At 71.6% G+C, this 19436-nt stretch carries 17 protein-coding genes; 9 read left to right on the forward strand and 8 right to left on the reverse strand.

Going from position 1 to position 19436, the window contains the following annotated elements; genetic code table 11:
- Positions 1–10 precede the first annotated feature (10 nt).
- The 5 genes from OVA17_RS03800 (at position 11) to OVA17_RS03820 (ending at position 5905) form a co-directional block, all read left to right on the forward strand.
- Positions 11–1351, forward strand: coding sequence for an ABC transporter substrate-binding protein (locus OVA17_RS03800; protein ID WP_267789352.1), 1341 nt, complete (start codon positions 11–13; stop codon positions 1349–1351).
- A 74-nt stretch (positions 1352–1425) separates the two neighbouring features.
- On the forward strand, positions 1426–2946 hold the full coding sequence (locus OVA17_RS03805; protein WP_267788283.1) for an alpha-N-arabinofuranosidase: 1521 nt from the start codon (positions 1426–1428) through the stop codon (positions 2944–2946).
- Positions 2947–2970: 24 nt separating this feature from the next.
- Positions 2971–4692 carry a glycoside hydrolase family 35 protein gene (locus OVA17_RS03810; RefSeq protein ID WP_267788284.1) on the forward strand — a complete coding sequence of 574 codons (1722 nt, stop codon included), beginning with the start codon at positions 2971–2973 and terminating at the stop codon, positions 4690–4692.
- Positions 4693–4898: 206 nt separating this feature from the next.
- Positions 4899–5468 (forward strand): pyridoxamine 5'-phosphate oxidase family protein, encoded by a 570-nt coding sequence (locus OVA17_RS03815; RefSeq protein ID WP_267788286.1) that lies wholly within the window; start codon positions 4899–4901, stop codon positions 5466–5468.
- The gene (locus OVA17_RS03820) at positions 5465–5905 is read left to right on the forward strand and encodes a cupin domain-containing protein (protein ID WP_267788287.1); all 441 of its coding nucleotides are present in this window, start codon (positions 5465–5467) and stop codon (positions 5903–5905) included. Before OVA17_RS03815 ends, OVA17_RS03820 begins: the two co-directional genes overlap by 4 nt.
- Before the next feature lie 12 nt (positions 5906–5917).
- On the opposite strand, the gene OVA17_RS03825 is transcribed toward OVA17_RS03820, so the two are convergent.
- Positions 5918–6478 (reverse strand): CGNR zinc finger domain-containing protein, encoded by a 561-nt coding sequence (locus OVA17_RS03825; protein ID WP_267788288.1) that lies wholly within the window; start codon positions 6476–6478, stop codon positions 5918–5920.
- A 66-nt stretch (positions 6479–6544) separates the two neighbouring features.
- Here OVA17_RS03825 and OVA17_RS03830 point away from each other — a divergent pair, with 66 nt between their 5' ends.
- Positions 6545–7798 carry an MFS transporter gene (locus tag OVA17_RS03830; RefSeq protein ID WP_267788291.1) on the forward strand — a complete coding sequence of 418 codons (1254 nt, stop codon included), beginning with the start codon at positions 6545–6547 and terminating at the stop codon, positions 7796–7798.
- A gap of 239 nt (positions 7799–8037) precedes the next feature.
- Here OVA17_RS03830 and OVA17_RS03835 read toward each other — a convergent pair whose 3' ends face one another.
- The 3 genes from OVA17_RS03835 to OVA17_RS03845 are packed head-to-tail and all read right to left on the reverse strand — an operon-like array spanning position 8038 to position 9589.
- Positions 8038–8316 carry a hypothetical protein gene (locus OVA17_RS03835; protein WP_267788292.1) on the reverse strand — a complete coding sequence of 93 codons (279 nt, stop codon included), beginning with the start codon at positions 8314–8316 and terminating at the stop codon, positions 8038–8040.
- Complete coding sequence (locus OVA17_RS03840; protein ID WP_210077013.1) at positions 8313–8576, reverse strand: hypothetical protein; 264 nt, start codon at positions 8574–8576, stop codon at positions 8313–8315. Before OVA17_RS03840 ends, OVA17_RS03835 begins: the two co-directional genes overlap by 4 nt.
- A 47-nt stretch (positions 8577–8623) precedes the next feature.
- Positions 8624–9589, reverse strand: coding sequence for a LacI family DNA-binding transcriptional regulator (locus OVA17_RS03845; RefSeq protein WP_267788293.1), 966 nt, complete (start codon positions 9587–9589; stop codon positions 8624–8626).
- A gap of 132 nt (positions 9590–9721) precedes the next feature.
- Between OVA17_RS03845 and galT the strand changes: the two genes are divergently transcribed.
- The 3 genes from galT (at position 9722) to OVA17_RS03860 (ending at position 13715) form a co-directional block, all read left to right on the forward strand.
- Positions 9722–10813 carry a galactose-1-phosphate uridylyltransferase gene (gene galT / locus OVA17_RS03850; protein WP_267789353.1) on the forward strand — a complete coding sequence of 364 codons (1092 nt, stop codon included), beginning with the start codon at positions 9722–9724 and terminating at the stop codon, positions 10811–10813.
- Positions 10810–11973 carry a galactokinase gene (gene galK, locus OVA17_RS03855; RefSeq protein WP_267788294.1) on the forward strand — a complete coding sequence of 388 codons (1164 nt, stop codon included), beginning with the start codon at positions 10810–10812 and terminating at the stop codon, positions 11971–11973. Before galT ends, galK begins: the two co-directional genes overlap by 4 nt.
- 281 nt (positions 11974–12254) lie before the next feature.
- Positions 12255–13715, forward strand: coding sequence for a carboxylesterase/lipase family protein (locus OVA17_RS03860; RefSeq protein ID WP_267788296.1), 1461 nt, complete (start codon positions 12255–12257; stop codon positions 13713–13715).
- 124 nt (positions 13716–13839) lie between these two features.
- Here OVA17_RS03860 and OVA17_RS03865 read toward each other — a convergent pair whose 3' ends face one another.
- From OVA17_RS03865 to OVA17_RS03880, 4 genes are all read right to left on the reverse strand, one after another.
- Positions 13840–14823, reverse strand: a complete 984-nt coding sequence (locus OVA17_RS03865; RefSeq protein ID WP_267788298.1) for an LLM class F420-dependent oxidoreductase — start codon at positions 14821–14823, stop codon at positions 13840–13842.
- A 315-nt stretch (positions 14824–15138) separates the two neighbouring features.
- Entirely contained in the window at positions 15139–16104 is a 966-nt protein-coding gene (locus tag OVA17_RS03870; RefSeq protein ID WP_267788299.1) for a DNA-methyltransferase, read from the reverse strand.
- Complete coding sequence (locus tag OVA17_RS03875; protein ID WP_267788300.1) at positions 16083–17132, reverse strand: lipoate--protein ligase family protein; 1050 nt, start codon at positions 17130–17132, stop codon at positions 16083–16085. The genes OVA17_RS03870 and OVA17_RS03875 overlap by 22 nt, the downstream gene beginning before the upstream one ends.
- A gap of 105 nt (positions 17133–17237) precedes the next feature.
- A complete protein-coding gene (locus tag OVA17_RS03880; RefSeq protein WP_267788301.1) occupies positions 17238–19391 on the reverse strand; it encodes an MMPL family transporter in 2154 nt (717 codons plus the stop codon).
- Positions 19392–19436 lie beyond the last annotated feature (45 nt).

The raw sequence follows: 19436 nt of genomic DNA on the forward strand, positions 1-19436 counted from the left end.
GATGACATTCATGCGCAAGAGCACCGCCGCTCGGCGGGCCGTCTTCGCCGTCGCCGCCACCGCCCTGACGGTCGGCGCGCTGACCGCGTGCTCGGGCGGTAACGCCGGCGGTGCTGCCGGCGGATCGGCCGACGACATCGAGAAGGCCCTCGAGGCCGGCGGCGAGATCACGTACTGGTCCTGGACCCCCTCGGCCGAGGCGCAGGTCAAGGCCTTCGAGGCGAAGTACCCCAAGGTCAAGGTCAACTACGTCAACGCCGGCACGAACACCGAGGAGTACACCAAGCTCCAGAACGCCATCAAGGCGGGCTCGGGCGCTCCCGACGTCGTGCAGATCGAGTACTACGCCTTCCCGCAGTTCGCGCTCTCGGACTCGCTGGTCGACCTGTCGTCGTACGGCTTCGCCGACCTCAAGGGCGACTACGCGACCGGCCCGTGGGGCTCGGTCAACTTCGACGGGAAGCTGTACGGCCTGCCGCAGGACTCGGGCCCCATGGCCCTCTTCTACAACAAGTCGGTCTTCGACCAGTACGGCATCGCCGTCCCCACCACGTGGGACGAGTACGTCGCCGCGGGCGAGAAGCTGCACGCCGCCGACCCGACGAAGTACATCACCGCCGACAACGGCGACTCGGGCTTCACGACCAGCATGATCTGGCAGGCCGGCGGCACGCCCTTCAAGACCTCGGGCACCGACGTCACCATCGACCTGCAGGACGAGGGCTCGAAGAAGTTCGCCGACAACTGGAACCGTCTCATCGAAGGCGGCCTGATCTCCAACACCCCCAGCTGGAGCGACGAGTGGTTCAAGGGCCTCGGTGACGGTTCGATCGCCTCTCTCGTGATCGGCGCCTGGATGCCCGGCGTCCTGGAGTCCTCGGTCAAGGACGGCTCGGGCAAGTGGGCCGTGGCCCCCATCCCCACCTACGACGGCAAGGCCGTGACGGCGGAGAACGGCGGCGGCGGCCAGGCCGTGACCAAGCAGAGCAAGAACCCCGCCCTCGCGGCCGGCTTCCTCAAGTGGCTCAACAACGACGACGAGAGCCTGAAGATCTTCGCCGAGTCGGGTGGCTTCCCCTCGACCACCGCGCAGCTGAGCGACCCCGCCTTCGTCGACAAGAAGTCGGACTACTTCGGCGGCCAGCAGATCAACCAGGTGCTGACGCAGGCCTCGAGCGAGGTCCGCGAGGGCTGGAGCTACCTGCCCTTCCAGGTGTACGCCAACAGCATCTACGGCGACACCGTGGGCCAGGCCTACTCGAAGAAGAGCGACCTGAACGCGGGCCTCACCGCGTGGCAGGACCAGCTCGTCCAGTACGGCAACGACCAGGGCTTCTCGGTCAACAAGTAAGCAGTTCCCCGGGGGCGGGTCCGCGTGCACGCATGCGGCCCGCCCCTTCCCTTCCCTCGCCAGGAGAGACCCGAATGACCTCCCCCACCCGTATCGTCGTGGACCGCACCGCCGTCGGAGCCGACGTCCCCCGCCGCCTGTTCGGCTCGTTCGTCGAGCACATGGGCCGTTGCGTGTACGACGGCATCCACTCCCCCGGGCACGACACCGCCGACGGCCAGGGCTTCCGCGCCGACGTGCTCGAGCTCGTGCGCGAGCTGGGCGCCACCGTCGTGCGCTACCCCGGCGGCAACTTCGTGTCGGGCTACCGCTGGGAGGACGGTGTGGGCCCGCGCGAAGAGCGTCCGGTTCGGCTGGATGCCGCGTGGCACAGCACCGAGACCAATCAGGTGGGCCTGCACGAGTTCGCCGAGTGGGCGGATGCCGCGGGCCTGGAGGTCATGGAGGCGGTCAACCTCGGCACGCGCGGCGTGGCCGAGGCCGCCGACCTGCTCGAGTACGCCAACCACCCCGCCGGCACCGCGCTGAGCGACCGCCGCCGCGACAACGGCCGCGAAGACCCGTTCGGCATCCGCCTGTGGTGCCTGGGCAACGAGATGGACGGCCCCTGGCAGATCGGCCACAAGACCGCCGACGAGTACGGCCGCCTGTCCGCCGAGACCGCACGCATGATGCGCTTCATCGACCCGACGGTCGAGCTCGTGGCCGCGGGCAGCTCGAATCACGAGATGCCGACGTTCGGCGAATGGGAGCGCACCGTGCTCCGCCACACCGCGGGACTGATCGATCACATCTCGGTCCACGCGTACTACGAAGAAGACCCCGCCGACCCCGCCAGCTTCCTCGCCAGCGGAGTCGCCCTGGACCGCTACATCGGCGAGGTCGCCGACATCATCGACGAGGTCGGGGCGACGACCCCCGACGGCCGCCCGATCGGCATCAGCGTCGACGAGTGGAACGTCTGGAACCAGACCCGCTGGAACGAGGTCGACAAGCCGCGCGTGTTCACGGGCGACTGGCCGATCGCGCCGCGCCTGATCGAAGACGACTACACCGTGACCGACGCCGTCGTCGTGGGCTCGCTCCTGATCACGCTCATCCGCCGCTCCGACCGCGTGTCGATGGCGAACCTCGCGCAGCTCGTGAATGTCATCGCCCCCATCCGCACCGAGCCCGACGGCGGCGCAGCCTGGCGGCAGACCACCTTCCACCCCTTCGCCCTCACGGCCAAGGCGGCATCCGGTCGCGTCGTCGTCCCGCGTGTCGACGGCGCTACCATCGACACCCCGCGGCTCGGCCCGGTCGACGCCGTCGACACGGTCGCCACCGTCGACGGCGACACCGTGTCGGTGTTCCTCGTGCACCGCGACCTCGAGGCCCCGACCCCGGTCGAGCTCGACCTCGGCCGGGTCGACGCCGTCGAAGCCGTGGTCGTCACGATCCCCGAGGGCGGGGACCGCCACACCACCAATTCCGCCGACGGCGAGCCCGTCGCCCCCGTCGGACTCGACGTCGAGGTGGGCGACGACGGCATCCTGCGTTTCACCCTCCCCGCTCTGTCGTGGGTACGCCTGCGCGCGCGCCTCGTCGACTGATCCCCTGAGAACCCGAAAGACATCGTGACGACTTTCTCCATCGGCGAGACCGACTTCCTGCTCGACGGGAAGCCCCACCAGGTCATCTCCGGAACGCTGCATTACTTCCGCATCCACCCCGAACATTGGGTCGACCGCATCCGCACCGCCAAGGCCATGGGGCTCAACACCATCGAGACCTACGTGGCGTGGAACGCCCACGAGCCCGTTCGCGGGGAGTGGGATGCCACGGGGTGGAACGACCTCGGCCGCTTCCTCGACCTGATCGCCGAGGAAGGCCTGCACGCGATCGTGCGCCCGGGCCCGTACATCTGCGCGGAATGGCACAACGGCGGACTGCCGGTGTGGCTGACCTCGACGCCGGGCATCGGCATCCGTCGCTCGGAACCGCAGTTCATCGATGCGGTGTCGGAGTACCTGCGCCGGGTCTACGAGATCGTGGCGCCCCGCCAGATCGATCGCGGCGGCAATGTGGTGCTCGTACAGATCGAAAACGAGTACGGCGCCTACGGATCCGACAAGACGTACCTGCGCGAGCTGGTGCGCGTGACCGAGGACGCCGGCATCACGGTCCCGTTGACGACCGTCGACCAGCCGATGCCGTGGATGCTCGAGGCCGGGAGCCTGCCGGGCCTCCACCTCACCGGCTCGTTCGGCTCGCGGTCGGAGGAGCGCCTCGCGACCCTCCGCGAGCACCAGCCCACCGGCCCGCTCATGTGCAGCGAGTTCTGGGACGGCTGGTTCGACTGGTGGGGCAGCATCCACCACACGACCGACCCCGCGGCATCCGCCCACGACCTCGACGTGCTGCTCGCCGCCGGGGCCTCGGTGAACATCTACATGGTGCACGGCGGCACGAACTTCGGCACCACGAACGGCGCGAACGACAAGGGCCGCTTCGACCCCATCGTCACCTCGTACGACTACGACGCCCCCATCGACGAGTCGGGCCACCCGACGGCGAAGTTCCACGCCTTCCGCGACGTCATCGCCAAGTACGCCCCGGTGCCCGAGGTCGTCCCCGCTCCCCGCCCGCAGGCACCCGCTTTCGAGGTGGGCTTGTCGGGAGAAGGAGACTGGATGCCGGCCCCCGGGCCCGTGGCCATCGCCGACGACCCGCCGAGCTTCGAGCAGATCGCCCACCTCGGCCCGCTCGTGCGGTACGACGTGGAGCTGCCCGCGTTCTCGGGTCCCGCGGCGCTCGTGTTCGGCGAGGTGCGGGATCTGGCGTGGGTGCACGTGGACGACACTCCCGTGGGTCGACTCTCGCGGACGCTGCACGAGCGCGCCCTCACGATCCCCGCGGGTGCTCGGCTCACGGTCCTCGTCGAGGACCAGGGCCGCGTGAACTACGCCGATCGCCTCGGCGAGGCCAAGGGGCTATTCGGACCCGTCACCCTGAACGGCGAGACGCTCACGGGCTGGACGGCGACGCCCGTCGCCCTGGAAGCCGCGGAAGGAACAAGAGCCGGTTCGGTGGGCCGCGTGCTGCTGCGCGGTTCGTTCGACCTGGACGCGCCCGCCGATCTGTTCCTCGACACCACCTCGTGGGGCAAGGGCTACGCCTTCGTCAACGGCTTCTTCCTCGGGCGGTACTGGAACAACGTGCCGCAGAACACGCTCTACATCCCGGGTCCCGCGACCCGTGCGGGTGCCAACGAGATCGTCGTGCTCGAGCTGGAGCACGCGATCGAGACCGTCGCCCGCTTCGTCGCCGAACCGTCGCTGGGGCAGCTCGAGGAGTAGTCCGTCACGAGAACAGGCGCGTGCGCCGAGAACAGGCCGATCCCGCGCGGGTCGGCCTGTTCTCGTGGCATCCCCTGTCCTCGTCGCGCCTTTCGTGCCTGCTCGCGCGTGAGGCGCCGCCTTTGTCGCGTCCGGAGCGCCGAAAGCGACGATTCTTGGAGCCTCACGCGGGAGAGGCGCGTGCCCGGGAGGAGCAGGATGGGGGCATGACGATGGCTGCGTGGCTCCGGTCGATCCCCTCCCTCACCGGGACTCCCCCCGAGCAGGATGCCGAGGCACTCCCCGCCGCACCGGAGGCCCTGTTCGAGCGGTGGATCCGGCAGGCCGTAGACGCCGGCGTCGCCGAGGCGCACGGCGCCACCCTCGCGACGGTCGATGCCGACGGCATCCCGGACGCCCGCACGCTGATCCTCAAGGACCTGGGGCCGCAGGGGTGGGCCTTCGCCGGTCCGCGCGCCTCCGCCAAGGGTGCGCAACTCGCCACCCAGCCCGCTGCGGCGCTGAACTTCTGGTGGCCGGCGGTGCTGCGGGCCGTGCGCGTGCGCGGACGAGTGGTCGAGGCCTCCGCCGAAGACAGCGCGGCCGACCTCGCCGCTCGGTCCGCCGCCGCCCGCGACGGCATCGAGCCGGGCGGCTGGGTCCTCTGGCGACTCGTCCCCGACCGGGTCGAGTTCTGGCAGGGCTCCCCCGACCGCCGGCACCTGCGCACGATCTACCGGCGCACCGCCGAGGGCTGGCAGCTGACCGAACCCGCGAACGAAAGCGAGAACCGATGAGCGACTACGAGGTCACCGAGATCGGCGGGCTGGACGACTGGCGCGACCACTTCGGGGGGTTCGCCCCGGCGCGCTCCCGCGACGGGCGGCGCGTCGTCGACCAGGAGCTGACCATGCAGTTCATCGGGATGACGGCGAACGCTCTGCTGCCCGGAGAAGAGGCCGGTTACTGGCACACGCACACCCGGGTCGAGGAACTGTACGTCTTCCTCGAGGGGCGCGGCCAGATGGGCCTCGACGACGACGTGGTCGACGTCGGTCCCGGCAGCGTCGTGCGGGTCGGGCAGAACGTCTGGCGCACCTGGCGCGCGACCCCGGGCGGCGACAGCGAACTGCGGTGGCTGTGCATCCGCGCGGGTGGCGAGGCGCTTCCGCCCCTGCCCGACGACAGCTCTCGCGATCCCGAGCGGCCGATGCCGTGGGGCGCCGAGGCCTGACGGCGGTTTCCCTCAGACGCGCGATCTCGCGTGGTGGCGCTTGACGCGGTTGCGGTTGCCGCAGCCGGCGGCGGTGCACCAGATGCGGTTGTGCCGGGGGGAGGTGTCGAGGTACACCCAGCCGCACGCGTCGTCGCCGCACTGGCGCGCCGCGCGTAGATCGGAGGTCAGCAGGTCGTGGGCGAGGAGGGCGATCGCCGCGCGCGGACCGGTCACATCGGCGGGCGGATGCCACTGCCACCGGTCGTCGCCGCGCTCCAGGCTTGAACGGCGCAGAGCGTCGACGTGCTCACGGGCGATGAGGGCCACGGCATCCGGAGAGTCCTCGAAGACGGCCTCGTAGACGGCTTCGCGCAGCGCGATGATCGCGGCGTGCTCCGCCGCGGCCGTTCGGGGTGTCGCGCGGACGATGCCCGGATCGGCGATCAGCCCGATCTCGGTGCACCATTCGAGCACCGCCCCGAAGTCCGGCAGCGTGTCGATCGCGCGGGCGTCGTCGAGTCGCCAGTGCACCGTGTCGACCAGGTCGAAGGCCGGGTGGCCCCCGACCCGCGGAAACGTCGTCGCGCCCATACCCGACAGCCTAATGCGCGAAAAGCTGTTGACGCGTTACTTCGCGACCGACATTGTTAACGGGTGATGACGGAAACACACGTTAGTAAACGTCTGGGTCGCGACTTCGACCGCTTCTGGTTGGCGCAGACGACCTCGGCCGTGGGCAGCCAGATCGGCGACCTCGCCGTTCCCCTGCTGGCCGTGGTGGTGCTGCACGCGACGGCGGCGGAGGCCGGACTGGTGGGGGTCGCCCGGTGGCTGCCGTTCCTTCTGCTCGCGCTCCCCCTCGGTGTCATCGTCGATCGCCGGCGGCGGCGACCCGTCCTCATCGCCGCCGATGCCGCTCGAGCAGCCCTCATCATCGTGCTCGTCGCCGTTGCCGTGAGCGGCTCTCTGACCCTTCCCGTGCTGCTCGGGCTCATCTTCGTGATCGGGGCCTTCACCGTCGCCTTCGAGGTGGCCTACCAATCGTTCCTGCCCACGGTCGCCGCCCGCGACCGACTCGAGGCGGCGAACGGCCGGTTACAGGCGACGGCCTCGGCCGCACAGGTCGGCGGGCCGGGTCTGGGCGGGTGGCTCGTGCAGACCCTCACCGCCCCGTGGGCCCTCCTCTCGCAGGCCGTCACCTACGCCGTCTCGGCCGTCGCGCTCATCGGCATCCGCGCCGGGGAGCCCGACCCCCTCCGCGAGCGGCGCGGCGCCCTCGCGGAACTGCGAGAGGGACTGAGCTTCGTGCGACGCGACCGCTACCTGGTCTCGCTCGTGGGCTTCTCGGCGATCTACAACCTGTTCGCCCAGTGGATCACCGTGCTGCTCCTCGTGCACGCCGTTCGCGAGCTCGGCCTGACGGCGGGGCATCTCGGCCTCGTCTTCAGCCTCGGCGCGGTGGGAGCCGTGGTGGGCGCTGCGGCCGCCCCCGCGAGCGTGCGGCGCTTCGGCGTCGGACCGGTGCTCATCGCCTGCGCGGGGGCGGAGAGCCTCGTGCTCGGCGCCCTACCGTTCGTGGATGCCGCGTGGTCGACGCCCGTGATCGTCTGCGTGCTCGTGGGCGTGTTCGCGGTCAACGGCGCGGGCACCTCGCTCTCGAGCGTGGTGGCCCTCACCCTGCGGCAGCTGCGAACGCCCGACCTCCTGCTCGGGCGGGTCAACGCGACCGTACGGTGGATCTCGTACGGCGTCGTCGCGATCGGTGCGGGCCTCGGCGGCCTCGTCGGCGAAGCGCTGGGCACCCGAGCCGGGATCGCCGCGGGCTGCGTCGGGGTGGCCCTCACCGTCGTGTGGGTGGCGGCCTCGCCGCTTCGCACCGTCCGCACCACCGCGAGCATCGCTCTGGGTTGACCGACGGCAGCGCCTCACGGCGTCGCGATCACGGGCTCCGCGGCATCCGGGAGTGCGTCCTCGCCCCGCAACGGACAGAGGGCCAGGCGCGCCGAGCAAGACGAGGGGATCTGCGCCGGGTCAGTCGACGGAGAACAAGAGCGACATCTCGTCGGCCACGGCGGCCAGTCGCGTATCGAAGGTGGCGAGGGGTACGCGCCGGTGCACCGCCACCGCGAGAACGCACGTGTCGGGCATATTCATTGCGTGCGTGGCACGCAATCGCGCCAGCAGCAGGGGCTCATCGGGCCCCATCGCCGCCACCTCTGCCCCGAGGCCTCTGCCCCGAGGCTGCGCAGGGCGTCCCACAACTCCCCCTCGCGCTCGACACGTGCGGCGGCGACGAGGGTCTGCGCGACGGTCAGCGAATGCAGGAGGAAGGGCCCCGCCTGTCGGGCGAAGAGAGCCTTCGCCCGGTCGTGGTGGGCATCGTCGGGGCTGAACAGGGCGATGACGACTCCGGCATCGAGAACGATCACTCGGGCCAGTCCCCGCGGAGCTCGTGGAGATACCCGTCGGGATAGATCCCCGCCAGTCGCTGGACCGCCGCGTCCACGGCGGCGCGACGATCAATCTCACGCTGCGACTGCTCATCCTGGATCGCCTGCCCACCCCGCACGACCAGGTGCATGAGCAAAGCGCTGGGCGACTCGTCGGGCCATCGAGAGCGCGCGATCTCCAGGGCCTGTTCGACCGCTCGCGTGTGCGTCACTTGCGTGCGCGGTCGGGTGGTCGGCATGCGGTCAGTGTACCACCGAGCGAACGAGGTGTACCACCTCTGACTCGTCACCTGCCCCCGCTGCTCGCACGCACCACGAGGGCCGCGGGCACCGTCTCGACGACGGGGGCTCCCCCCTCGATCGCTGCGACGAGAGCGGCCACGGCGCGACCGCCGAGGGCGTCGAAGTCCTGGCGCACCGTGCTCAGCGGGGGGCGGAACTCCGCGGCATCCACGATGTCGTCGAAGCCCACCACGGCGACGTCGGAGGGGATGCCCCGACCCGCGTCGGCGAAAGCGCGCAGAACGCCGAGCGCCATCTGGTCGTTGGCGACGAAGACGGCGGTGGCGTCACTGAGATGCACTGCCGCGCGATGCCCGGATGCCGAGGTCCAGTCGCCCCGAACGGGTGCGGGAGCTGCCACCCCGGCGTCGGCGAGGGCGTCGCGCCAGCCGCGCTCGCGCTCGGCGGCGGCGAACGAACGGGCGGGACCGGCGACGTGGTGCACGCTCGCGTGCCCGAGCGAGAGCAGGTGCGCGGTGGCCGCACGCGCTCCCCCGGCGTGGTCGGTCTGCACGATCGAGAAGCGCTCGTCGGGCGGGGAGTCGACGACCACGAGGTGCAGGTCGGCGGGGGGTTCGGCATCGCGCGCGAGTTCGGTCGCCTCGTTCAGCACGACGGCGCCGTCGACGCCCTGGGAGCGGAGTCGGGCGAAAGCCTCGTGGATGCCGCGTTCACCGACGGTCACGACGGCCAGGGCGTAGTCGCGAGCGGCTGCGGCCTCGGAGATGGCCTGCAGCATGCGCGAGTTGCCGACCGAGGCGAGGGTCGACACGACGAGTCCGATCGTGGAGGTCTGGCCCGTGCGCAGCGCGCGCGCGGCACGGTGCATGCGGTAGCCGAGGTCGGCCATGGCCTTTTCGACCCGCGCCCGCGTCGCGGGGTCGACGCGGGGGCTGCCGTTGACCACGCGCGACACCGTCTGCGCCGAGACCCCGGCCTTCGCGGCCACATCGGCCATGGATACGCGCATCGCTCCCCCTATGTTGACGATATCACGGCCCAGATGTAGCGTGTTATCGTGAACACGGACACCCCCTCCGCGCAGACCCTCAGCGCCGGCGTGATCAAGCGCTCGACGCGTCTCGCCGACGGTCGCGAACTGATGTACTTCGACGACCCCGGCACGGCTCTCGGCGCTGAGCGCTCGGTCGACGCCCGCACGCTCGACCCCCGGCCCGCCACCGCCACCATGCGTCAGGATGTCCTCACCGGCGACTGGATCACCGTGGCATCCAATCGGCAGAACCGCGCGTTCCTGCCGCCCGCGCACCTCGACCCGCTCTCGCCGCAGACGCCGACCAACCCGTCCGAGATCCCCTCGCTCTACGACGTCGCGGTCTTCGAGAACAAGTCGCCCTCGTTCGGCCCCGCCCTCGACACCGCGATCGGCGATGCCCCGGCGGCCGTCGATCCGCCCCGCAGCGACGACGACCTCGAACACCTCGGCCTCGGCCGCACCCGCACCTCGGTGGGCCGCTGCGAGGTCGTGTGCTTCAGCCCCCAGCACGAGGGCTCGTTCGGTTCGCTCTCGCGCACCCGCGCCCGCACCGTGATCGAGGCCTGGGCCGATCGCACCGCAGCGCTGTCGGCTCTGCCCGGCATCCGCCAGGTGTTCCCCTTCGAGAACCGCGGGCAAGAGATCGGCGTCACCCTCCCCCACCCGCACGGCCAGATCTACGCCTACCCGTACGTGACCCCGCGCACGCACCGCCTGCTCGACACGATCTCGCGCACCTCCGACGACCTGTTCGCACGCATCCTCGCGTTCGAGCAAGCCGGCGAGCGCGTCGTGCTGCGCGGCGAGCACTGGACGGCGTACGTGCCCTTCGCCGCCCGCTGGCCCATCGAGGTGCACGTGCTGCCGCACCGCCACCTGGCCGACCTGTCCGAGACGACCGACGCCGAGCGCGACGAACTCGCCCCCTTCTACCTGCGGCTGCTCCGCGGCATCGACGCGCTGTACGACACGCCCACGCCCTACATCGCGGCCTGGCATCAGGCCCCGGTCGGACGGGGCCGCGACGCCGTGCGCCTCAACCTGCAGATCACCTCGCCCCGCCGCGCCGCCGACAAGCTGAAGTACCTCGCCGGAAGCGAGGCCGCCATGGGCGCCTGGATCGGCGACGTGACCCCCGAGTCGCAGGCCGAGCGCCTGCGCGCCGCCCTCGACACCGTTCCGGAGGTGACGGCATGACCGCCGTCGACGACGCCCGCGCCCTGCTCACCACGCTGACCGACGCCGCCGAGGTCGGAGTGTGGTCGGCCCCCGGCCGCGCCAACCTCATCGGCGAGCACACCGACTACAACGAGGGCTTCGTCTTCCCCTTCGCGATCGCCCAGCGCACCGCGGCCGCCGTCGCCCTGCGCGACGACGACGTGATCCGCGTGCGCTCGACCTTCGCTCCCGACGCCGTGGAGGTCTCGCTCGCCGACCTCGACGCGCGCATCGCCGGCGGTGGCCTCGACTGGGCGGGCTACCCGCTCGGTGTGGCCTGGGCGCTGCTGCGGGAGGCTCCGGATGCCGCGGCCCGCGGCCTCGACATCGCTCTGGCCTCGGACGTGCCGGTGGGCGCGGGCCTGTCGTCTTCGGCCGCGATCGAGGGGGCCGTGGCCTCCGCCCTGAACGACGTGTGGACGGCCGGTCTCGACAAGGTCGCCCTCGCTCGCGTCGGCCGCGTCGCCGAGAACGACGCCGTGGGCGCCCCCACCGGGATCATGGACCAGATGGCCTCGATGCTGGGCGTCGCCGACGCCGCGACCTTCCTCGACTGCCGCACCCTCGCCACGCGCGCGGTGCCCCTCGGCTTCGCCGACGCCGGCCTGTCGATCCTCGTCACCGACACGCTCGTCGAGCACGCGCACTCCACCGGTGGGTACCGCGAGCGCCGCGAGGCCTGCGAGCGCGGAGCCGCAGCCTTCGGCGTCTCCTCTCTGCGCGATCTCACCGTCGACGACCTCCCGCGCGCCGAACAGATCCTCGACGAGGTCACGTTCCGCCGCGTGCGCCACGTGATCACCGAGAACCAACGCGTGCTCGACACGGTCGCAGCCCTCGACGCCGACGGCCCCACCGCGATCGGCGACCTGCTCGTCGCCTCGCACGTCTCGATGCGCGACGACTTCGAGATCTCTGTCCCCGAGCTCGACCTGGCCGTCGAGACGACACTCGCCTCGGGGGCGCTGGGGGCGCGCATGACCGGCGGCGGCTTCGGCGGAGCGGCGATCGCACTGATCCCCACCGGACTCGTTCCGGCGGCGACGGCCGCGCTGCGCGCCGCGTTCGCGGCATCCGGCTTCCGTGCTCCGAACATCTTCACGGTGACGGCCTCCGAGGGCGCGCGCCGCGACGCCTGACCCTCCGGCGGTTCCGGCCACGACGCCAGCTCCTGCGCACGCGGCGGGCCCCACCCCGCCCGGACCCCTCACGCAAAAACGCGATTCACACGCAAAAACGCGCTCTGCTCGCGTTTCTGCGCGTGGATCGCGTTTCTGCGTGGGTCGAAAGGTGCGCCAGGCACCGGCACCACCCGGTCGGGGACGGAACGGATTACGACGGACGGCCCCCACCGGCGAACCGTCGCGCTGGCGCGCTGCGCGGGTGGAGCACCACCGCTGCGCGAGGGCAGGATGAAGACATGGATGCCGCTGCGCTCGTTCACACCTCGAAGGGCGCCGTCCGCGGCTTCCGGCGCGGCACCACCGCCGTGTTCCTCGGCATCCCGTTCGCTCAGGCTCCCGTCGGAACGCTGCGCTTCGCCGCTCCTGTGCCGATCGACGCGTGGGAGGGCGAGCGCGACGCCACCGTCTTCGGACCGACCGCGCAGCGAGGCGACACGGGCATCACCCTCATCCCCGAGCCGAGCGTCCCGGGAGAGGCGACACTGAACGTCAACGTGTTCGCTCCGGCGGACCGGGACCGGGATGCCGCCCTCCCGGTGCTCGTGTGGATCCACGGCGGTGGCTTCACCTCGGGCTCCCCCGCGAGCCGCTGGTACGACGGCGACGCCTTCGCGCGCGACGGGGTGATCACGGTGGTGATCTCGTACCGCATCGGCTTCGACGGGTTCGGGCTCATCGACGGCGCCCCCACCAACCGGGGCCTGCGCGACCAGATCGCCGCCCTCGAGTGGGTGCGCGACGAGATCCGCACCTTCGGCGGCGACCCGGCCCGGGTCACGGTGGCGGGTCAGTCGGCCGGCGGCGGGTCGGTGCTGGCGCTGATGACCAGCCCCGCGGCATCCGGTCTCTTCTCGGGGGCTATGGCGATCTCGCCCGCGATCGGCGCGGTGACGCTCGCCTCGGCGGAGCGCTTCGCCGCTCGTGTCGCCGACAGAGCGGGGGTCCGCCCCGACCGCCGGGGCTTCGCCTCCGTGCCCGAAGAGCGCGTCCTCGCGGCGCAGAGGAGCGCCCTCGCCCCGCACCTCGCCCGGGCAATCACGTCGCTGGCGACCCTGCTCGACGACGGTCTGCCGCTCGGGCCGGTCATCGACGGCGACGTGCTGCCCCGGCATCCGCTCGACGCTCTCTCCGACGGCGCCTGCGCCGACATACCGCTGGTGATCGGGTCGACCGACGACGAGTTCACGGCGCTCACCGCGCGCTACGCCGGCGCGCTCCGGGTGGTCCCGGTTCCGCTCGCCCTGGCCGTGCTCGGCCTGCGGCGCACGCGACGACGCGCCTACCTCGAGCGCACCCGGAGACGCGGAACCGCGGCGGTGCTCGGCGGCTTCTTCACCGACCGCGTCATCCGCTCGACGGTGCTCGAGACGGCTCGGGCGCGCGGTACGGGCCCGACCTGGGTGTATCGCTTCGCGTGGGCGTCGCCCGTGCCGACCATCGGCGTCGCGTGCCACTGCCTCGACGTCCCGTTCTGGTTCGACCACCTCGACGCCGACGGGGTCGCCACGATCGCGGGCACCCCTCCGCCCGACCTGGCCACGCTCATGCACGGGGCGGCGGTCTCGTTCGCGCGGGACCGCGACCCGGGGTGGCCGGCCTGGGATGCCGAGACCCGGCGGGCACGGGTGTTCGGTGCCCCGGCATCCGCCCCCGCCGTCGAACGCGACGCCTACGCCGAGGTCGCCCCGCTGGTCTGAGCGCTCACCGGGGGTGGGCGCGCCGCAGAATCGGAGACGCGCACCAGAATCGGATGCCGCGGGCTCACCGCTGCACTTACCCGAATCCGTTGCGGCCACGGAGGGCCGCTCCGACGCCGGGGGGTCAGAGATGCGGCATGACCTCGCGCTCGAAGAGCGAGATGCCCGAGGTGTCGTACGCGGCCTCGGGGAAGTAGTGGATCGCGTAGCCGAGGCCGTGGGCGGCACGCTCGCGCAGGCGTTCGACGATCTGCTCCGGGGTGCCGAAGGCGTCGGAGGAGCGGTAGTCGGCCTCGATGGCATCCGCCCGCTCGTCGCCCACGTGCGGGCGCAGGCGCGCGACGACCGCGGCCAGGCGGTCGGATGCCTCGGCCTCGGTCTCGGCCACGATCGTGTTGAAGTTCGTCGACCGGGTGATCTCGGACGCGTCGCGGCCGAGGGCCTCGCAATGCCCGCGCAGCACCTCGGACTTGTGGTCGAACTCCTCGAGCGAGCCGCCGAAGTTCGTGTACGAGGCGTACTTCGCCGCGATCTTCAACGTGACCTTCTCGCCGCCGCCGGCGATCCAGAGCGGGATGCCGCCCGGCTGGAGGGGCTGGGGCTGGACGATCGCTCCGTCGACCTCGTAGTACGTGCCCGACAGGGTCGCCTCGCCCGTGGTCCACGCCTGGTGCATGATCTCGACGCCCTCGCGCAGGCGTCCGAGGCGCTCGGCGATGGGCGGGAAACCGTACCCGTAGGCCTTCCACTCGTGCTCGTACCAGCCGCCGCCGATGCCCATCTCGGTACGGCCGCCCGAGATCGCGTCGACGGTCGCCGCGACCTTCGCGAGGTACGCCGGGTTGCGGTACCCCATGCAGGTGCACATCTGGCCGAGGCGGACGCGATCGGTGGCGGCGGCGAAGGCGGCCATGAGCGTCCAGGCCTCGTGCGTGGCCTCGGCACTGGGGACCGGCGTGGTGTGGAAGTGGTCGTAGACCCAGAGCGAGGTCCAGGGGCCGTCGTCGGCGCTCTGCGCGAGCGCGTTCATCACACGCCAGTGCTCGGCGGGGTCGATCCCCACGAGGTCGAAGCGCCAGCCCTGGGGAACGAAGATGCCGAAGTCCATGGGCTCACCCTAGGCGGGGGCACCGACATCGGACACCGGTCGAGCCCGAACCCGCCGCGGCGGGCCTGAATGCGGCGCGTGCGCCCCTCACCTCCGCGATACGCACAACCTCAGCCCCACAACAGCCAGCACAACTGAAGCTGCGCGAATCACCGACTCCACGAGCAAGCCGCGAGCGACCACGGGCCACGACGCGCACCACAACGCGGGCGCCCCTCACCTCCGCGATACGCACAACCTCACCCCCACAACAGCCACCGCGACTGAAGTTGCGCGAATCACCGACCCCACGAGCGAGCCGCGAGCGACGGGGCCTCAGCTCGCGTACGGCTCCAGGCGCTTGTGCATCACGGCCACCGCATCGGCGTTGTCGTCGATCAGCACCGAGTGACGCCCGAGCGGCGCGGCGACGGCGCCGAGCGTGCCGCTGCCGGCGAACATGTCGAGCACCCTGTCGCCGGGGCGCGACGACGCCTGCACCATCCGGCGCAGCACGCCCTCGGGTTTCTGCGTCGGGTACCCGGTCTTCTCGCGACCCGTGGTCGGCACGATCGTGTGCCACCACACGTCGGTGGGCATCTTGCCACGCGCGGCCTTCTCGGCGGTGACGAGACCCGGGGCCATGTACGGCTCTCGGTCCACGGCATCCGAGTCGAAGAAGTACTTCGCCGGGTTCTTCACGTAGACCAGGATCGTCTCGTGCTTGGTGGGCCAACGACGCTTGGTCTTCGCGCCGTAGTCGTACGCCCAAATCAGCTCGTTGAGGAACTTGTCGCGCCCGAACAGCGCATCGCACATGACCTTGGCGTAGTGCACCTCGCGGTAGTCGAGGTGCAGGTACAGGGTGCCGTCGTCGGCGAGCAACCGCCACGCCTCGACGAGCCGCGGCTCGAGGAAGCCCCAGTAGTCGTCGAAGCGGTCGTCGTAGGTGCGCAGGTCGCCGCGCAGGCGCGCGTACTCGCGGCCGTGGAAGCCGCGCTGCACGACCGGCGGCGGCGGCTCTTCCTCGGCGGGGAATTCGAGCATGTTGGGATCGGATGCCACGGGATCGAGCCGCTCGGCATCCGGGGCCTCTTCGACCGGCGCCTTACGCGTCGCCGACTCGACCGCCTTCGAGCGCGTGCGCCCCGTGTTGAACGGCGGGTCGAGGTACACAAGCGCGAAAGAGCCGTCGGCATAGGCCGGGGTGACGCTGAGGTTGTCGGCGTGATGGATCTCGACGCCGCCCGGTGCGGGCGCGTCGGTGAGGTCGTCGGCGCTCACGGGACGCGCTGCAGCCACGCGTCGGTGGCGAACTTGGAGTCGACGAGAGCCCGGGCCTCGGCGTACTCCTCGTCGCTGATGTGCCCGGTGGTCGCCCCGTACAGAGTCGTGAAGGTCTGGATGAAACGCTCGATGACCTCGGCGCGGGCAAGGCCCGTCTGGCTGCGCAGCGGGTCGACGCGCTTGGCGGCCGAGACGGTGCCCTTGTCGCTGAGCTTCTCGCGTCCGATGCGCAGCACCTCGGTGAGCACCTGGCCGTCCATGTCGTAGCTGAGGGTCGCGTGGTGCAGGACTCCGCCGTTGGCGAGGCGCTTCTGCGCGGCCCCGCCGATCTTGCCGTGGGGGCCGGCGATGTCGTTGAGCGGCTGGTACACCGCGTCGATGCCGAGCGAGCGCAGCGCTTGGAGCACCCAGTCGTCGAGGAACGCGTACGAGTCGGCGAAGGTCATGCCCGCGACGAGGGATGCCGGCACGTACAGCGAGTAGGTCACGATCGAGTTCGCCGCCATCATCATGGCGCCGCCGCCCGAGATGCGGCGCACGACGTCGAAGCCGTGCTTCTCGGCGCCCGCCGGGTCGACCTCGTTGCGCAGCGACTGGAACGAGCCGATGACGACGGCGCTCTCATCCCACTCCCACAGGCGCAGCGTGGGCTTTCGCAGCCCCGCGCCCACGCGGGTGGTGAGCACCTCGTCGAGGGCGAGGTTCATGCGGGGCGAGACGGGGGCGTCGTGGACGACCTCCCACTCGAAGTCCGCCCAGCCGGGGGCGGTGACGAGCGCGCGGCGGATCGCGGTCGCCACCGATTCGGGGGTGAAGCCCAGGAGCTGCGCCCCCTCGGGGAGGGCCGCGCGGATGGCCGCGGCGATGGTAGGGACGTCGGATTCCACCGGAAGACCGTTGACGGCCGCGTCGATGTCGTCGAGAGCGTCGTCGGGCTCGAGGAAGAAGTCGCCCGCGAGGTGGAAGCCGTGGATCCGCCCCTCGCGCTCTTCGAGGTCGACGACGACCAGCTTCCCGCCGGGGACCTTGTACTCGCCGTGCATGACTCCAGCCTACGGCGGTGCGACCGCGCGCGCGGCGGACCGGGACCGCGGGGAACGCGAGACGGCATCCCGCCGACGAGACGGTGTCGACTCGACGCCGACATGTCAGCGGGATGCGGTCTCGAGGGTCGGAAGCGGCGCGGGCGGGGCGGGGACGGCCGGTCGCGTACCCGGCCACCAGTTGGCGCGCCCGAGGAGCGTCATCACGGCGGGCAGCAACAGCCCGCGCACGACGGTGACGTCGAGGACGACGGCCACGATCATCCCGACCCCGATCTCTTTCATCGCGACCAGCTCGCCGAACGCGAAGCCGAGGAAGACGAGACAGATCGCCGCGGCGGCCAGCGTCACCACCGGACCCGTGCGCGTGATGCCGTGGCGAACGGCCTCGGCGTTGGCGGAGCGCGGGTCGACAAAAAGATCGCGTGAGCGCCAGCGTTCGGTGATGCGGGCCAGCAGGAACACCTCGTAGTCCATGGTCAACCCGAAGGCCAGGAGCCCGATGAGCAGGGGCGTGGTCACATCGAGCGCGCCCCTCGGCTCGAACCCGAGCAAGGGCGCGCCCCACCCCCACCCGAAGATCGCGGTGAGCACTCCCAGCGTCGAGGCCACGGTGAGGCCCGCCAGCACGAGGGACTTCACCGGAACGACGACCGAGCGGGTGAGGGCGAACAGCAGCGCGAAGCTCGCGGCGGCGACGATCGCGAGCGCCCACGGCAGGCGCGAGGCCAGGTGATCACGTGTGTCGATGAGGAAGGCGGCGGGCCCCGTGACCTCGAGGGGGACCGGGGAGTCGAGCTCGCGCACCGCCTCGACCAGGCTCTGCGCCGCCGGCCCCGTCGCGCTGTCGCCCGTCGGGGTGAAGGCGACCGCGGTGACCTCGGGCGGCAGCTGCTGCACCACGTCGGCGTCGGCGACCTCGGGCAGGGCGGCGATCCGATCGAGGACGCCGGTGACGGCGGCATCCTGGATCGATCCGTCGAGCACGACCGTGACGGGCTCGATCCCGATCCCGGTGAAGCCGGTCGTCGTCGCCTCGTACGCCCGTCGCTCCTCGGCGTCCGCGGGAAGGGACCGGATGTCGGAGTCGTCGAGGGCGAGGGATGCCACGGGGGCGGCGAGCAGCATCAGCAGGGCCGCGGCGGCGACGGCGACGAGGCCCGGGCGCCGTTGCGCGAGGCGCGTGGAACGGGCGAGCACCCCCTCGCGCGCGGCGCGACCGGCCCAGGGGCGTGCCCAGGTGCGCGCTCCGGCGGAAGGGAGGGCGCGGTGCAGGAGCGAGAGCGTGGCGGGGACGAGGGTGAGACCCGCGAGGGTCGCCACGACCACGACCACGGCCCCACCCAGCGCCATGCCCGACAGCAACGGGTCGCCGAGCACCAGGATGCCCAGAAGGGCCACCGTCACGGCGAGACCCGACACGAGCACCGCCCGACCGGCGCCCGAGACGGTACGGGCGATCAGGTCGTCGAGGGGGACGGCGGGGTCGGCCGCACGCTCCTCGCGCAGGCGCAGCACCACCAGCAGGCTGTAGTCGACCGCGAGACCGAGGCCGAGGATCGTGACGACGTTGACCGCGAACTCGTTGACGTCGACGACGCGGGCGAGAAGGCCCAGGATCGCGAGGGTCGGTGCGATCGCCGCGAGGGCGGCGACCACGGGGACGAGCGCGATGCGCAACGACCCGAGCGCGACGGTGAGCAACACGACGAGGACGAGGATCGCGACGCTCTCGCCGAGGGCCGCGTCGGCGGTGGCGCGGTCGACGAAGGCCTCTTCGGCCAGGAGGGGGCCGCCGACGAGCACCTCGGGGGCGGCGATCCCCTTCAGCAGGTCGGAGACAGCGGATGCCGTGGCGACGGCCTCGTCGCCGGTGAGGCCCCGCGCGAGTTCGACGACGACCAGCGACGAACGCCCGTCGTCGCCGATCGCCCCGCCGGCCGTGTAGGCGTCGGTGGCCTCGGCCACCCCGGGCACGGCGCGGATCGACGACATCACCGCGGTCGCGCTGTCGCGCAGCGTCGGGGAGAAGAAGTCCGCACCGCGGACGACGGCGGTGACGATCTCGCCCTCGGGATCGAGGGCGTCGAGGCGCTCGCTCGCGCGCAGCGACTCGCTGCCGGCGGGGGCGTCGGCGACCGAGACGGTGCGGTCGAAGACGTCACCCGCGAGGGCGCCGCCGACGACCACGAGCAGGGCCCACGCGAGAAGGACGATCAGGCGATGCCGGCTGACGCGGCGGCCGAGGGAGGAGAGCATGGGGACCTCTGGGACAGGGGGAGCGCCCTCGGCGACGGACGCGAG

Source organism: Microbacterium sp. SL75, from assembly GCF_026625865.1.
GTDB lineage: Bacteria > Actinomycetota > Actinomycetes > Actinomycetales > Microbacteriaceae > Microbacterium.